Source organism: Alphaproteobacteria bacterium, assembly GCA_025800285.1.
GTDB lineage: Bacteria > Pseudomonadota > Alphaproteobacteria > JAOXRX01 > JAOXRX01 > JAOXRX01.
The window spans coordinates 1-14,442 of record JAOXRX010000063.1 but is presented as its reverse complement, the minus strand read 5'-3'; the positions used below and the strand labels follow the sequence as shown (position 1 = coordinate 14,442).

Genomic DNA, 14,442 nt, shown 5'->3' with positions numbered 1-14,442 from the left:
ACATGAGATTAGAAGATTTACCACCATTAAAAGAAGTTATAAAGAAGTATCAATTATCGGCTAAAAAATCTTTAGGGCAAAATTTCTTGTTAGATTTAAATTTAACGAGAAAAATAGCAAGATTAGGGCAGATAGAAGAAGGAACAACTATTATAGAGATTGGTTGTGGTCCTGCGGGGCTTACAAGAGCTATTTTAGAAGTTTATCCAAATAATCCAGTGGTGGTTATTGAAAAAGATGAAAGATGTGTTCATGCATTACAGGATTTAGTTTTACCTGTAGTTGGTGATAGACTTAAAATCATCCAAGGTGATGCTATGAAAATAGATTACAATGAAATTGCTCCTGGTAAAAAAGCAATTATAGCAAATCTTCCATATAACATTGCAACTCCTCTTCTTATAGGTTGGTTAAAGCAAATAGATAAGTTTGACAGTCTGACTCTAATGTTTCAGAAAGAAGTTGCTAATCGTATTGTGGCTAGTGTTGGAGATAAAGCTTATGGTAGGCTAGCTGTTATCTCTAATTGGTTATGTAACACTAAAATTGTAGTTAATTTACCTCCGCAAGCATTTACTCCACCTCCAAAAGTTTCTTCAGCTGTGGTTCACTTTAAGCCTAAAGCTGATAGGGAAGATGTAAGGTTTTCTGTTTTAGAAAATGTTGTAAAGCAAGCATTTAACCAAAGAAGAAAAATGTTAAGACAGTCTTGTAAGAGTTTTTTACCTATTTTAGAAAAATTAGGTATAGATGTAACAAAACGAGCAGAAAATCTTAGTTTAGATGAATTTTTGAATATTTCTAAGGAGGTTTAATTTTATGATAAAATATAATTTTGGAGATAAGTCATTTGTACTAGATTATAGAAAACTTTCAGATAATTATGTGTTTCCTAAACAAGTTCACGGATCAAAAATATTAATAATTAATTCTTTAGAAGAAGCAAAAAATATAGATGCTTATAGTGTTGAAGTTGATGCTACTATTACAAAAGAAAGGGGGGTTATCCTTTGTATATCAACAGCAGATTGTGCTCCTATTATTCTGGTAGATAGGGATAATAATATAATATCAGCGGTTCACGCTGGTTGGAAGAGTGCTTGCAAAGGTATAATCACTAAAACTATAAAAGAAATGGTAAGGTTAGGAGCAGATTCTAGCTCTATTAAAGCTTATATAGGTCCTTGTTTGGGAAAAGAATCTTTTGAGTGTGAAAAAGATATGATGAATTCTTTTTTAGAAGCTGATAAGAAAAACTCAGTTTTTTTTGAAAGAAAAAATGAAATAAAATATTTATTTGATTTAAAATCTTTTTGTGTAAATGAATTAAAAAAATCAGAGGTGACTGATATAAGTGTCTCTGATATTGATACATATACAGATAATAATTATCACTCATATAGAGAGTTTGAAGCAAATAACCCAAATATAAAATATGAGTTTGGTAAATACAGAAATCTAACTACTGTTGAGATTAAATAGTTAAAACTTGAGATCTTTCTTTTCGTATACTTCTTAAATGATTTGCCCACATTTCTTGTCCAGTTTGTTTATCAACAGATGCTAGCTTTTCACAAAAAGGTCTGCTTCCAGCTTGAAAGTGATGTAAATCAATAGGGAAATGCCAATCATATGCCCCATTTATTATAAAGCCATTGTTATACAGAATGTTTCTAACTAAAGGTGTTACTTGTCCCATTATATTTTTTTTATATATTTGAAGATTTTCTGCTTTGCTTTTAGGCCAAAACAAATGGCATTTACTAAATTTACTGTTGTTATCTTCTATATAAGCTATTCTATCAGGGTTTAGATATTTTATAGATTCCTTGGGCCAAACTATACTTTCTGTAGTTTGAGCACTTATATTTTTAGGGTTGCTTGATTTCCCTATAAATGGGTTTTGAAAATAATTTATATCTAAAGCTAATCCAAAAGAATGTAGAGATACTATGTTTTTTGAAGGGTCATCACTTACAACTTTTCTAAATCTTTGTAATCCATTAGTGCTATTTAATTTTCCTGTTGTATCAGAAATATTAAATTCATGATGAGGTTTTATTTGTTTTATAGGAAACTTATGATGATATAACTCATTAAATGCTCTTTCAACACTTTCGCTTACTACATCTAGCATGATTATTTGACCATTTTGATGAGATCTATTTTTAAAATCCCAATATGGCACTTGAATTTTTTTGAACCTTGTTAATTTTAAAGGATGGTTTTCTGTCCAATATTCTTTTTCTATCATTAATTGTTTGTCATGTTGCGATAAATTTGTTATCATAAAAAATCCTTTGTTTCTTTGACCAGATAATATCATGTTTTTTGATAAAAGTCTAGTTGAAAGTAGCAAGTAATGTTTTTAATTATTGGTGTTTGTGGGAAATAATAATATGGAAGTTGTCCGAATTGTGGAAATAAAAGTTCTTAATAGTAAGCTGAAAGTCATTTTTAACGATGGTTTTGAAGAGGAGTTTGTTTGTGCTATAGGAGAGAATGGTTTGGTTTCTGAAAGCAATAAGAGAGAGGGGGATATGTCAACCCCTATAGGTAGCTATAATTTGCTTGAATTGTATTATCGTAAAGATAAAGTTGGGGAAGTTGTTTGTGGTTTACCTAAAAGAATTATTACAAAAAAATGTGGTTGGAGCGATGATTCTAATATGAGCTATAATAAATATGTTAAATTACCTTTTGGTGGCTCTTTTGAAAAATTATGGCGAGATGATGATGCTTATGATTTAGTCATTATAACTTCGCATAACTCTTTTCCATCAATACCTGATAAGGGAAGTGCTATCTTTTTTCATGTTGCAAAATATAATAATAATGGTAGTATTAAATCTACAGAAGGTTGTGTCGCAATAGATAAAAACGATATGTTGAGAATATTGCCATATATTACTTCAGATACAAAAATAAACATTTTATATAAATAAAAAATAAGGATAAATATGAAATTAATTGGAATTACAGCAGATATTGATTTAACACAAGATAAGAGTTTTAGGCATGAATTAAGATGTCGCTATACTGATGCTATTTTAAAAAGAGGGGCTATCCCTATCATTATACCAAATGCTCCAGATAGAATAGATGAGTATATAGAATTGATAGATGGATTAATTATATCTGGTGGAGGTATTATCAAAGAATCTAGTATAAAAGATATAGAAAGATATAAAGATTCTAATGATGTTGTGGAGTACAGAACTTATTTTGAATATAAATTGATAAAAAAAGCTCTTGAAGTGGATTTGCCTGTGCTTGGCATATGTTTCGGAGAGCAGTTAATAAATCTAGTTTATGGAGGCTCTATAAAAAGCGATGTGAAAAATCATAAAGAAAATGTTTATGACTGCTCTCATGTTATAAATATAAAAAAAGATAGCCTATTATATGATATTGTAAAATCCTCAAATATTAATGTTAATACATCTCATACTCAAGCTGTAGATATAATAGGAACTGGCTTGGATGCGGTCGCTTTATCTAAAGATGGTTTTGTAGAAGCTATTGAAGATAAAACAAAAATTTTTTGTATTGGTGTTCAGTGGCACCCAGAGGCATCCGGAATAACGGAAAAAAGTGATGAAATTTTTGATTATTTTTTAAATTTATAAAAAAAATTAAAAAAATATAAAAAAGGTGTTGACAATTTTAAAAAATCGGGTTATAACTTCAATCCTAAACCGATTAGTGGTTCGAGGGCAATTAGCTCAGTTGGCTAGAGCATCTCGTTTACACCGAGAGGGTCGGGAGTTCGAGTCTCTCATTGCCCACCATTTTAATCGTTTACTCCGCGCGGGAGTAGTTCAGTTGGTTTAGAATGCCTGCCTGTCACGCAGGAGGTCGCGGGTTCGAGTCCCGTCTCTCGCGCCATTATAAAAATCCCAGTCAGCTTAGCTTTCAGGGATTTTTTTATATCTGAAATTCGGTGGTGCAGTAGCTCAAATGGTGCAGTTATGGTGCATTCAGAATAAAAAACAGCAATTATTCAGAAACAATAACAATTAAGAAGTAATTTTTTAAACCTTGTTAAAATAAGGCTTTTTTGAACCATTTTGCACCATAAGTGCTCCATAATTGCACCATGGGTGTTTTGCCATAAGCTTAAGCTGTTGATTATGTTGGTTTATTTGTATTGTGTATTCCTGCTTAAATAGCTTGTTGACATTTCTTTTTATCTATTGTATAGTGTTTTTATTATGTGAGAATAACAGAAAGAAGGTGTATTATGAATAAGTGGATTAAGTTATCTTTAAGCAGTTTTGTTGTGCTGTTTTTGTTGGGTATCGGGCTTAGGTGTTGTTTTTGTTGGGAGTGGACTACACTTTGGTCTGCTATTTCTAGTATAGGAACTTTGTTGGCTGTCGTTGTAGCTTTATATGTTTTGGATATAAACACTAGAAGAAGTGAAAGAAATAAAAGAGAAGAGCTTTTAAATACCTTAGTGGGTATTAAAATAGAAATATCAGCTTTATATAAAAATTTTGAAGAACAATTTTTGCCAGAGGTGGAAAAAATTAGAAGAGGAGAACAAGATGCTTTTAGGTTGTCTATGGCTAAACCACATAATAATTACTTTATATTTTACGATAGTAATAATAAGTCTTTAGTAAATTTACAAAATAAAGATAATTTTTTGCAGAATATATTTCTTTTATATAATTCAGCAAAGGCTCTATTAGATGCCTATGTAGCTTATGGTAATAATTCTGAAATGCTTGTGGTTAAACAACTGAACCCTAATATGTCAGAGGAAGAACTTAATAGAACGTTTTATAACATGGCTATAACTAATACTCAAATTATGATTGCTTCTTATGATAGAGTTACTTTGTATTATGAAGCTGTTCATAAAGAGATAGACATAGAGATAGATAACTTAAGAAAAGAACTGGGATATAAAATATGAATAAATGGGAGGTTAATAATGTCTAAGAATGAAGATTATAGAGATGAATATCTAAAAATGAGAGATGATTGGGATGAAGGAAGGGTTAGATCTAGAGAGAGTTTTAATAAATTAATATCGACATTGTCTTTAGGGGGGCTGACTCTATCGATAGCCTTTATAAAGTTGATTCCAGTTGAATATAATGAGCCTATTTGGATGTATCTATCTTGGTCTGGTTTTGTTTTATCTATATTGTTCTTAATGTTGTCTTATCTACTATCGGAATATACGCATAAGCATTTAGTGGAAGCAATGGATCGAAAGTATAAAGAGACAAGGAATCCTTTTGATATAGAAGAACCAAAGAGTTTAAAAATAGTAAGGGTTATTTTTAATTATATTACAATAATATCTACTATATTATCTATAATCTTATTTATTATATTTGTGTGTTTAAATAATCCATTAAATAAAAAAATGCCTAGACAGCAGGGAGAAGTTTATATCTCTCAGATAAAAAACAACTATTTTATAAGAAATAAATAACAATAAAAAAGGAAAGAAAAATGAATAAAGAAGTAAAACATTATACAACATCTATAAAAAATCACGAGCCAAAAAAACAACCAGTTGCGCCAAAGACTGCAATCAAACCTTCTCCAAAATCAACGCCAGCACCCAAAAAACAACCAGTTGCGCCAGTAAAGAAATAAATATGCCAAACATAACTAAAAGAACATCAAAATCAGGTAAGGTCTCCTATAGAGTGCTTGTAAGGGTAAAAAACTTCCCTACGCAATCTGCTACATTATCTTCGCTTACAAAGGCTAAAACATGGGCTTCTAAGGTAGAAAATGAAATTAGGGATGGTAAGTATCTTTCTCAGATTAAAGCTAAAGAACATACTGTTGCAGAAATGATAGACAGGTATATTGAAAATGTATTGCCTAACAAGCCTAAAGTTCAATATGATTGGACTTTTTATCTCAATGAAATTAAAGGTCTTATCGGTATGTATACTTTACATGAAGCTACTCTTTCTGTATTGGTTGAAATGAGAGATAAAATAGCTAAGGTTAAAACAAGAAAAGGAACTTTAAGATCAGGTTCTACAGTAAATAAGTTTTTAACGGCTCTTAGCTCTGCTTATGGCTATGCTGTTAATGAATGGGAATGGCTAGAGGTCAACCCTATGTTGAGGGTGAAAAAAATGAAAGAGGCTCCTCCAAGAATAAGATTTCTTGATGATAATGAAAGAAAAAGTCTTTTAGATGCTTGTAAAAAAGCTAAAAACCCATATTTATATCCTGCTGTTGTTGTGGCTTTATCAACTGGGGCGAGGAAGATGGAAATACTTTCTCTTAAATGGGATGATTTAGATTTAGGTAATAATAGAGCTATTTTGTATAATACCAAGAACGGAGAAGTGAGGAGTATTCCTATTGTTTATAAGTCAGAAGAAGTAATGAGAGAATTATATGAGAACAGAACAAGTGATAAGTGGATTTTCCCGAGTCAAGATGATTCTAAGCCATTTGATATAACTAGAAGTTGGAGAAAAGCTATCAAAGAATCTGGGATAACTAATTTCCGTTTTCACGATTTAAGGCACACTGCAGCAAGCTATTTACTTAATAATGGTGTTACTTTAGGGCAGTTAGCAGAAATTTTAGGGCATAAGACTTTGCAGATGGTAAAGAGATATGCTCACTTGTGTGATCAGAAAAGAAAACTTGAAGTTGAAAATATGAATAAAAAGATATTTAGAGGAGATTAGGTATGGTTAATACAGAAAAGTCACATCTTTTAAGAATCTCTCCAGAGTTTAAAGCTTTAGATAGGAAGTTATCTGCGTTTAAAACAACATCTATATTCCCAAAATATATAAAAGAATATGTAGTTAGCGAGGTAAAAAGGCAAATTAAGGCTTCTTATAATTTTATCGATCACAAAGAGTTTAAAAAAGGGGCTTTGGAAAACCTCAAACATTTATATTTTGTTCTTCAGGTTTTTAATAAGAATGAAGAGTTGTATAACTCTATTTTTAAAAATCAAGATATAGATCAGATTAAAAAAGAGGTGTTAATAAAAAAACTATTAAGTGCTTATGAAAGCATTGGAAGTAGTTATTATAATTCTCAGTCTAAGCTAGAATATAAAGAGGGCTATAAGAAGTTGAAAAAAATGGCTGTGAATTTTAAAACAAAATTTAGGGATATATCCAAAAGGACTATATCTTTAACACAAAGCAGAGATATAGATAGAGAAGTATTTAATTTACAAAATTCATCATTAGAAAAAATAAATGATGGTATATCAGATTTAGAAGAAGTATTGTCATATATTGAGCAAGTAGCTAATGAAAAAGCTTTTGTAGATAGTAAATACAGTCAAAAGATAAGTTCTGATAATGCAATACCTTTGTTTATATCTAAAATAATGTATGATTTCTTTATTGATAGCCTTAATAAGCCTCATTATAAAGATATAGCAGAAATAACTAATTCCTTTTTGAGCTTATACTTTCCCGAAGATGAGGATGTGGCTATATATTCCGATGGAACTATTAAATCGGCTCTTCAGGATTACATTAAAAATAAAGTATAGATTTATCTGTATATAAAAACATTATAATCTATACATACTCTTTCTTAAATATATCATATAACTAACCTCAACAGGTCAAAAAGAGGCTTGTGTTTGTAGAATCATAAATAACAAAAACAAGGAGGTTGGTTAATGGAACAACAAACAGTAAATCAGACACCCGTCCTTATGACTATTAAGGATTTCTCTAAGAAACACACTTTTATATCTGAAAGTGCACTTAGAAACAAGGTTTTCTATGCCGAAGAAAATGGCATGCAAAAAATGGGTGTAATTAAGAAATTAGGCAAAAGAGTATACATTGAAGAAAATTGCTTTTTTCAGTGGTTGGATTCTCTACAGTAAGATTAAAATTTTAAACAGAAAGATGGTGCAACCAAATGGCTAAATCTTTAAATAAATCCAATAAATACAATAGGTTAACGGCAAGTTCTAATAAAGATTTTGCAGTTGTATTTAATTGGTTAAGTGATAAGCTTAATAGTAATGGAGAGATTATGTTTATAACTATCAAACCTCACTATGTGACAAAGGATAGAATCTCTATGGCAAAAGAAGCTGATAATATATTGAAAAGGTTTTTTAGAAGTTTGATGGGCAGGCACTGGCAGAAAAGATTTGCAAGAAAAGAAGTAGATATCTTTGGTGTCATTGAGCAAGGTAAAACTGGGGCTTTGCACTTTCATATATTGTTTAATGCTGTGGATTATTCTTATCAACAAATTGTTACAGTCTTTCGAGGTGTCTCTAGATATATTAAATGCGATATAGGGACTAAAAAATATGGTCAATTTAAAGCAAGATTTGATAATCGTAATTACAATAAAGATATAGTTGTTTCTAAGGTTTATAATAAAGAAGGTGCAATAGAGTATTGTATGAAAGAACTTGGTATTTATGGTGAAAAAATTAGATCAGAAAATATAATGACTTTTAGTGATTTATTTAGCTAAAAAGAAAATTAACAAAGAAAGAACAAAGAGAAATTTTTATAAAAAAATTATTTTAGAAAAAAGAAGGGAATTTAAAAATGACAAAAACGGTTGAAAACGGTGAGGAAAAAACAATAGCAGAGAGAGGGAAAAACACTAGGTTTTCATCAGAAAATCAACCCTCTTCAGATAGTAAGAAGAAGGGATGGGTTAAGAAAAAACTTAAAGATGGTTTGGAGGATGTTATTTTGCAGAGATTGTCTAAAACTTATATTGGAGAAAACGGTAAAGAAGTTAGGGTTGTTGATGATATTGCTGATATATTCTTTGAGGAGTTAGAGGCTAAAAAAGATATAAAAGGATTTAAGATGTTACTTGATATTGAAAAAAGAAATGCAGAATCTCAGATTTATTTTAACGGAGAGATTGTAGAAAGAAGTAATGTAATAACAGAGATTGGTGAAATTTTAAAGGCTGTAAAAAGAGGAGAACTTTCTATTGAAGAAGCTTCTGAGTTGATGGATGTTTATAAGGTGGCATACAAATTGCAAGAGAAAAAACTTAAAGATGATCCTGTTTCTTCTTTTATGGCGGCTGTTCTTTAAAATAGCTCCCAAATTAAATGGGAGCTTTTAAGTTATTGGGTCTATACCGCTAATATGCAATCTCTATATTCTTTGTATATTAGAACTAGCTCTTCAACCTTATCTAATGCTTCTTTAACTAAATCTTTCTGTTCATCAAAAGATTCTAGCTTGTTAATGCTAGAGCATCTCTTTCGAATGTTTAAAGACTTACCCGTTTTAACTAGCATTGCATCATTAGGTAAAGTTACAATCTCTTCAACGGCTTTAAATTTATCAGCATATCCTCTGATTTGCAAATCTATGAACCCGAACTCCCATTTATGAACAATAGCAAAAGGAAGCTCCATAATTGGCTTTCTGAAATAATACCAATCAGATTGAGTCGGCTTATTTGCAGGTCTTTTATTTGCTAGTTTTGGATATTCTTCTTCAATCAAATCATAGTATCTTTGCCAAAATTCGCTTACTGTAGTATTTGTTATAAATGAGTATCCTCTCTTCTTCTTATCAATAGCAGTTTCAAGCATATTGATTTTGAATGAAATTCTATCATCATTCGCTGAATATCCTTTTAGAGTATCTATAATTTCTTCATAAGATAAAGATATTGGAAATTTTGTTCTATCTACATTTTGAATATATAAATCTGGAGCAGTTATACATAAATGAAATTCATCCCATAAACCATCTTTAATGCCTTTTTCTCCTCTGAATACATATCTCTCTGGTTGCATTGGTTGGAATGATACATCTATCTTGTTTTCTAGCATTATAACTATTCTTTTGCTCTCTAAAGTCTTAAATCCGACTAAAACATCAGTTTCCCCAAGTTCATTATCCATAACAGAGTGCCAGCAACCCCAGAAATTTACATTGTCAGATGATAAATCAAATTTTGATAAGAGAAATGTCCTAAACTCTTCGGAAGAGAATATCTCCTCCATAATTAACAAGTCCATATCTCTTTCTCTAACTGTTTCTATAAAATTAACATTTTCCATAATATCCTCACTTCTTTTTAAATTTGGATTTTCTATACACTCATCTTCATGATTTTTATTTAAAAATTTGTTTATGTGATAGTAGGCGACATTAAATCCAAAGCATATTTGCTGATAAGCCTTTGGATTGTGTATTATATATTTCCTAGAACTAACCTTATAGTTTTTATATATTCTTTTTCTTTTCTTAGAATCTTTTAAGTTATCAATGAATTTCTCTATAAATTTAGATATACACTCTTCTAAATATAATTGTTCTTCATTACTTATATCGCACTCTTTTAACTTTTTAAGAGTTATATCAAAATCTTGCCTTAATTGCTCTTTTATTATTTTTTCATCATTCATTTTATTACCAGTGTTTATAAAAAATCAGCCACCTTTTTAAAAGGTGGACTGGAATTTTGCGACACTGCTACAACACAGCCGTAATGTTTTTATCTATAAATAGACTGGACATGTTCATTACATTCCAGTCCCTAGTAAATCATTACAAATAGCTATAATAGGGATTATAACTAATTGGTTGTAGAGGTATCCGCAAAAACACCAAGCTCTAAACACCTTTTAAAGCTCAAAAAGATTATTCCACATTATTGATATTATTTCAAGTTATTTCTTGAATATATTTTTTTTATATTATATAAATACTTATGAGGTTTCATTAAAGAGGGGAAACATGAATGACAAATGGTAATTTAGAGGATTTACAATACATATATATACATTTTAATTTGAAAGATGATAGTAATGATTTAAATGCTTTAGATCATGTAAGTGCTATAAAGGCATCAAATTTAATTTTAAATGAAATAAATAAAAGAATTTTTAAAAACAAGTTAGAATATGAGTTGTTAGTTTGTCCAACTGAGGTGGGCTGCCATAAAATAAAGATGTTGGTGGGTTCTGCCTTTGTATTGGGGGTCTTGCAAGGAGAAATAGTAGATTTTTCTAAAGGATTTGTAAAAGGTTTAACAGGAATTGAACTAAGCAGCTATATTGCAGGAGAGAAAATAGGAGAGTTATTAAACGATCTCTGGTTTAGCGTGTTTACAAAAGAGAATGGGGATTTGTTAAGAATAGATAATAATGTAGGTGTTATGGATAAAATTATCAAATTAAAATCTAATTTTTACTTAAATGAGCTTAAAAATTCTAACCTAGATTCTATAGAATATGAAACAAAAACAAATAAGAAAATATCTAGAGATGATTTTGTAAAACATATATCTGAAGATCAGATTAAAGGCTTGGATCCTGAATATATAATAAGAAAAGCTGTGATTATAAAGCCTGTTGATGTAAATAAAGATCTTGTTTGGGAGTTGGAAGATATTGTTACAAAAGAGGGGATTAAAGCTTTATTAAAAGATGATGACTTTAAAAATAAATTTTTAACAGGTAATGCTCCACTAAGAAATAGTAATAAGGATGATGTTATAACTATTTTGACTGAATATAAAAAGGAAGTTGTGAATGGAGAGATAAAGAAGAAAGAGATAAATATAAAAAAGGTTTACTCTCTTAATGATGTTGTGTTTTCAAAAATACCTTCTGATTTGCCTGAAAATACTAAGTGGTCAGAAGCAGAATCTCTTCCTATGGATGAGATCTGGAAATTGGAAAGATAAATTATAATAAGAGGTTAAATTATGAGTGAAGAGAAAAAAGAAGCTATCCCTGAATTCCCATTAAGTTATTTAAAAGTTAAGGGGTATAAGTGCTTTGTAAAGGAGCAAGATTATCAGGGGTTTGAAAACATTAAACCCATAAACATTATTATCGGGAAAAACAACAGTGGAAAATCTAGGTTAATTGAGATTATTAAAGAATACAGAAAATTAAAACCTGATATAACTTTTGATAAATTTGAATTCGATTTTCAAATAGGCTTCGTCCTTAGTGCCTCACACATATTATCTAATACTAAAAATAGTAATAGAATCGCTCAATCTAAAGGTATTAGAGGTGCTACTAGTCAACAGAGTGATTATAATTTATTATGGCAATACATATTAGGTAAATGGTTTCTTGTATCAAAAAACTTAATTGATAGACCTAATAATTTAAGTATTCCCATTCATGTTTCTAATGATTTGAAAATAGAAAAAGTTCAACAATATGCTGTATCTAAGATTAAAAACCCTTACTTACTCAGCAAATACCATATAAGGGAGGTTACAGCTGAAAGAGATATTGGCGTTGAAAATAGTGGAGCAAATTCAACAAAGGTTAATTTCCAATCTAATGGAAAAGATTTTACGACTCTTATAGATTCTTTATTGAGAAATACAGGTCATACGGATAAAGAAAGGTTTTTAGAAAATGATTTTTTGAATACTCTTAATGACATAGTCGGTCCAGATATAAAGTTTAATAAAATAAAAATTAAAGAAGGACAGCACCTTTTACCCGATGGTAAGAAAAATGGAGGAGTGCAAATTTTTCTACAAGAAGATGGTAAAGATAAACCTATATCTTTATCTGATAGTGGCTCTGGTCTCAAAACTATATTTTTAGTATTGGCAAATTTGCATTTAATACCTATGTTAGAAAATCAACCAGTATGGCAATATATTTATTGTTTTGAGGAATTAGAGAATAATTTACATCCAGCAATAGAAAAAAGATTATTAAATCATATAAAAAACTTCGTTAAAGAAAATGGTTGTCATGTGTTTTTGACTACACACTCTCATTATCCAATAGATATTTTTAAAGATGATGAAGATAGTCAAATTTTAAATGTAGAAAATAAAAATGGGTTTTCAACAGTTAAAAAAGTTGATACTTGGGACAAAAGAGTAAATTTGCTTGACGATATGGGTGTTAAAGCTAGTGATATATTGCAGTCTAATTATATTATATGGTGTGAAGGACCTTCAGATAGAATCTATATCAACAAGTGGATAGAGTTATTTAATTCGAGAAAAGAAGAAGATAAAAAACTGAGAGAGAATATACATTATCAATTTTTGTATACAGCAGGATCTTGTTTGTCATCATTAGGTATAAACGATTTAGATAAGAATACTTTAGATAATTTTATTGATATATTAAAGATAAATAAAAATTTCTGTGTTTTTATGGATAGTGATAAAGACTCTTCAAGGAAAAGATTAAAAACAAATGTTCGAAGAATAAAATCTGAATTAGATAATCTGCAAGATAAAAAAATACATCATTTTATAACTAGAGGTAGAGAGGTAGAGAACTATATACCAGATGTTGTAATTCAAGAATTTTTCAATAGTGACAAAGTTAAATTAGGTCAATATGAAAGATTTGAAGAGATATATAAAAAGCAGAAAAAGGTTAAAACCTTTAACAAAACAGACTTTGCTAAAAAAATAATAAAAATGAAGAGTTATAATGTAAAAAATCTTGAAAAACATTTAAATCTAAAAAAAGATTTTTCTGCAATAATCAAAGGCATTAAAAAAGCTAATGGTTTGTAAGATGAAATTATTTAAAACTTTTAGCAATAAATAAGGAGAGTTAATATAATATGAAGTTATTTGGAATAGATTTTAATATATTTTTTGATTTGTTTTTTAATGGTATAATATCTGTAGCTACTGTTGCTCTTTTATATATAGCTTATAAAGCATTAGATACATGGAAAAAGGAGCATATAGGTAAAAAACAGATGGAATTAGCATTTGAATTAGAGCCTGATATTAAAAAGTTATATTATAATTATTTAAATATAAGGAAAGCTTTAAATAAAAAAGGAGACTCTTTAATGAAGTTTGCTTTAGAAGTGAGTAGTTTTGAAGAGTATAAAGATATTTTATTGACAATGAGAAAAGAATATAATAGTGATGATATAGCGTTGTATTTAGGGTCTCCTATATCTTATCATATATCAATGTTATATATAGAAGAATCTGTTTTAGAAAAAGTATTTATGATAGTTAGGCAAAAAGAAGAAGATAGAAGTGATGATTTTGTAAAAGATACTAAAAGACAATTAAGGGATATGGACAAAAGGTTTAATTTTATTCTAAAAGTTTTGGGGAGATATCTCTCTAAAATAAAGTATGAATATACAAAAAAAGAACTTAAAGATTATTATACTAATAATAATGTTGGTTCTTTATATAAAGCAAACAAAAACTAATAAAATCTCATGGTGCAAATATGGTGCAGTGAGATTGAAAAATGACAATAAATCGCAATTATTGACAAATATAGCTTTTTTGCTAAGTCATTGAATTTATAATTGTAATTACTTATTATTGATTGTGGTTGATAACCTAAAATCGCCCTGTCACGCAGGAGGTCGCGGGTTCGAGTCCCGTCTCTCGCGCCATTAAATAAAAAAGCACCCCTTGTGGGTGCTTTTTTGTTTAATGAAGCAAGGGACTCGAACCCTGAGAGGGCAAAACCTGTTAAGAAAACGACGT

The 14,442-nt window shown here is 29.6% G+C and carries 18 protein-coding genes and 2 tRNA genes; 17 read left to right on the top strand and 3 right to left on the bottom strand.

All coding sequences use genetic code 11. The annotated features are described in order from the left end of the window. Positions 1 to 2: 2 nt before the first annotated feature. Together rsmA and pgeF are read left to right on the top strand one after the other, a co-directional pair. Positions 3 to 815, top strand: a complete 813-nt coding sequence (gene rsmA, locus OIF36_03925) for a 16S rRNA (adenine(1518)-N(6)/adenine(1519)-N(6))-dimethyltransferase RsmA (GenBank protein MCV6599607.1) — start codon at positions 3 to 5, stop codon at positions 813 to 815. 4 nt (positions 816 to 819) lie between these two features. Further along, entirely contained in the window at positions 820 to 1,482 is a 663-nt protein-coding gene (gene pgeF, locus OIF36_03920) for a peptidoglycan editing factor PgeF (protein MCV6599606.1), read from the top strand. On the opposite strand, the gene OIF36_03915 is transcribed toward pgeF, so the two are convergent. Then, entirely contained in the window at positions 1,475 to 2,290 is an 816-nt protein-coding gene (locus OIF36_03915; protein MCV6599605.1) for a M15 family metallopeptidase, read from the bottom strand. The two genes, pgeF and OIF36_03915, sit on opposite strands and share 8 nt — an antisense overlap. A gap of 109 nt (positions 2,291 to 2,399) precedes the next feature. On the opposite strand from OIF36_03915, the gene OIF36_03910 reads away from it, so the two are divergent. The 12 genes from OIF36_03910 to OIF36_03855 all read left to right on the top strand — a co-directional run bounded on the left by OIF36_03910 (position 2,400) and on the right by OIF36_03855 (position 9,050). After that, on the top strand, positions 2,400 to 2,945 hold the full coding sequence (locus OIF36_03910; GenBank protein MCV6599604.1) for a L,D-transpeptidase family protein: 546 nt from the start codon (positions 2,400 to 2,402) through the stop codon (positions 2,943 to 2,945). A gap of 15 nt (positions 2,946 to 2,960) precedes the next feature. Then, complete coding sequence (locus OIF36_03905) at positions 2,961 to 3,629, top strand: gamma-glutamyl-gamma-aminobutyrate hydrolase family protein (GenBank protein ID MCV6599603.1); 669 nt, start codon at positions 2,961 to 2,963, stop codon at positions 3,627 to 3,629. An 85-nt stretch (positions 3,630 to 3,714) separates the two neighbouring features. Continuing rightward, positions 3,715 to 3,791, top strand: a tRNA-Val gene (locus OIF36_03900). Between the two features lie 19 nt (positions 3,792 to 3,810). Continuing rightward, positions 3,811 to 3,888: transfer RNA gene (locus OIF36_03895), tRNA-Asp, on the top strand. Between the two features lie 355 nt (positions 3,889 to 4,243). Next, the gene (locus OIF36_03890) at positions 4,244 to 4,924 is read left to right on the top strand and encodes a hypothetical protein (protein MCV6599602.1); all 681 of its coding nucleotides are present in this window, start codon (positions 4,244 to 4,246) and stop codon (positions 4,922 to 4,924) included. Positions 4,925 to 4,942: 18 nt separating this feature from the next. Then, positions 4,943 to 5,452, top strand: a complete 510-nt coding sequence (locus OIF36_03885; GenBank protein ID MCV6599601.1) for a hypothetical protein — start codon at positions 4,943 to 4,945, stop codon at positions 5,450 to 5,452. Between the two features lie 20 nt (positions 5,453 to 5,472). Next, positions 5,473 to 5,619: a hypothetical protein gene (locus tag OIF36_03880; GenBank protein ID MCV6599600.1), complete on the top strand. Its 147-nt coding sequence runs from the start codon at positions 5,473 to 5,475 to the stop codon at positions 5,617 to 5,619. Between the two features lie 2 nt (positions 5,620 to 5,621). After that, a complete protein-coding gene (locus tag OIF36_03875; GenBank protein MCV6599599.1) occupies positions 5,622 to 6,683 on the top strand; it encodes a site-specific integrase in 1,062 nt (353 codons plus the stop codon). Positions 6,684 to 6,685: 2 nt separating this feature from the next. Beyond that, positions 6,686 to 7,513 carry a hypothetical protein gene (locus tag OIF36_03870; protein ID MCV6599598.1) on the top strand — a complete coding sequence of 276 codons (828 nt, stop codon included), beginning with the start codon at positions 6,686 to 6,688 and terminating at the stop codon, positions 7,511 to 7,513. 132 nt (positions 7,514 to 7,645) lie between these two features. Further along, the gene (locus OIF36_03865) at positions 7,646 to 7,858 is read left to right on the top strand and encodes a DNA-binding protein (protein ID MCV6599597.1); all 213 of its coding nucleotides are present in this window, start codon (positions 7,646 to 7,648) and stop codon (positions 7,856 to 7,858) included. Between the two features lie 35 nt (positions 7,859 to 7,893). Beyond that, a complete protein-coding gene (locus OIF36_03860) occupies positions 7,894 to 8,466 on the top strand; it encodes a hypothetical protein (GenBank protein ID MCV6599596.1) in 573 nt (190 codons plus the stop codon). 77 nt (positions 8,467 to 8,543) lie between these two features. After that, positions 8,544 to 9,050: a hypothetical protein gene (locus tag OIF36_03855; protein ID MCV6599595.1), complete on the top strand. Its 507-nt coding sequence runs from the start codon at positions 8,544 to 8,546 to the stop codon at positions 9,048 to 9,050. Positions 9,051 to 9,091: 41 nt separating this feature from the next. Here the strand turns inward: OIF36_03855 and OIF36_03850 are convergent, their stop codons facing one another. Continuing rightward, positions 9,092 to 10,381, bottom strand: coding sequence for a hypothetical protein (locus OIF36_03850; GenBank protein MCV6599594.1), 1,290 nt, complete (start codon positions 10,379 to 10,381; stop codon positions 9,092 to 9,094). 335 nt (positions 10,382 to 10,716) lie between these two features. Between OIF36_03850 and OIF36_03845 the strand changes: the two genes are divergently transcribed. The 3 genes from OIF36_03845 to OIF36_03835 are packed head-to-tail and all read left to right on the top strand — an operon-like array spanning position 10,717 to position 14,156. Further along, positions 10,717 to 11,664, top strand: a complete 948-nt coding sequence (locus OIF36_03845) for a hypothetical protein (protein ID MCV6599593.1) — start codon at positions 10,717 to 10,719, stop codon at positions 11,662 to 11,664. 21 nt (positions 11,665 to 11,685) lie between these two features. Next, on the top strand, positions 11,686 to 13,491 hold the full coding sequence (locus OIF36_03840; protein MCV6599592.1) for an ATP-binding protein: 1,806 nt from the start codon (positions 11,686 to 11,688) through the stop codon (positions 13,489 to 13,491). A gap of 50 nt (positions 13,492 to 13,541) precedes the next feature. Continuing rightward, the gene (locus tag OIF36_03835; GenBank protein MCV6599591.1) at positions 13,542 to 14,156 is read left to right on the top strand and encodes a hypothetical protein; all 615 of its coding nucleotides are present in this window, start codon (positions 13,542 to 13,544) and stop codon (positions 14,154 to 14,156) included. On the opposite strand, the gene OIF36_03830 is transcribed toward OIF36_03835, so the two are convergent. Continuing rightward, positions 14,153 to 14,442 (bottom strand): hypothetical protein (locus tag OIF36_03830; protein MCV6599590.1); only part of this gene is annotated, 290 nt, incomplete at its 5' end. The two genes, OIF36_03835 and OIF36_03830, sit on opposite strands and share 4 nt — an antisense overlap.

What these genes read in the sequence shown, in the direction of transcription:
- rsmA (MCV6599607.1), top strand. Translation starts at nt 3, where the DNA reads ATGAGATTAGAAGATTTACCACCATTAAAAGAAGTTATAAAGAAGTAT.
- pgeF (MCV6599606.1), top strand. Translation starts at nt 820, where the DNA reads ATGATAAAATATAATTTTGGAGATAAGTCATTTGTACTAGATTATAGA.
- OIF36_03915 (MCV6599605.1), bottom strand. Translation starts at nt 2,290, where the DNA reads ATGATAACAAATTTATCGCAACATGACAAACAATTAATGATAGAAAAA.
- OIF36_03910 (MCV6599604.1), top strand. Translation starts at nt 2,400, where the DNA reads ATGGAAGTTGTCCGAATTGTGGAAATAAAAGTTCTTAATAGTAAGCTG.
- OIF36_03905 (MCV6599603.1), top strand. Translation starts at nt 2,961, where the DNA reads ATGAAATTAATTGGAATTACAGCAGATATTGATTTAACACAAGATAAG.
- OIF36_03890 (MCV6599602.1), top strand. Translation starts at nt 4,244, where the DNA reads ATGAATAAGTGGATTAAGTTATCTTTAAGCAGTTTTGTTGTGCTGTTT.
- OIF36_03885 (MCV6599601.1), top strand. Translation starts at nt 4,943, where the DNA reads ATGTCTAAGAATGAAGATTATAGAGATGAATATCTAAAAATGAGAGAT.
- OIF36_03880 (MCV6599600.1), top strand. Translation starts at nt 5,473, where the DNA reads ATGAATAAAGAAGTAAAACATTATACAACATCTATAAAAAATCACGAG.
- OIF36_03875 (MCV6599599.1), top strand. Translation starts at nt 5,622, where the DNA reads ATGCCAAACATAACTAAAAGAACATCAAAATCAGGTAAGGTCTCCTAT.
- OIF36_03870 (MCV6599598.1), top strand. Translation starts at nt 6,686, where the DNA reads ATGGTTAATACAGAAAAGTCACATCTTTTAAGAATCTCTCCAGAGTTT.
- OIF36_03865 (MCV6599597.1), top strand. Translation starts at nt 7,646, where the DNA reads ATGGAACAACAAACAGTAAATCAGACACCCGTCCTTATGACTATTAAG.
- OIF36_03860 (MCV6599596.1), top strand. Translation starts at nt 7,894, where the DNA reads ATGGCTAAATCTTTAAATAAATCCAATAAATACAATAGGTTAACGGCA.
- OIF36_03855 (MCV6599595.1), top strand. Translation starts at nt 8,544, where the DNA reads ATGACAAAAACGGTTGAAAACGGTGAGGAAAAAACAATAGCAGAGAGA.
- OIF36_03850 (MCV6599594.1), bottom strand. Translation starts at nt 10,381, where the DNA reads ATGAATGATGAAAAAATAATAAAAGAGCAATTAAGGCAAGATTTTGAT.
- OIF36_03845 (MCV6599593.1), top strand. Translation starts at nt 10,717, where the DNA reads ATGACAAATGGTAATTTAGAGGATTTACAATACATATATATACATTTT.
- OIF36_03840 (MCV6599592.1), top strand. Translation starts at nt 11,686, where the DNA reads ATGAGTGAAGAGAAAAAAGAAGCTATCCCTGAATTCCCATTAAGTTAT.
- OIF36_03835 (MCV6599591.1), top strand. Translation starts at nt 13,542, where the DNA reads ATGAAGTTATTTGGAATAGATTTTAATATATTTTTTGATTTGTTTTTT.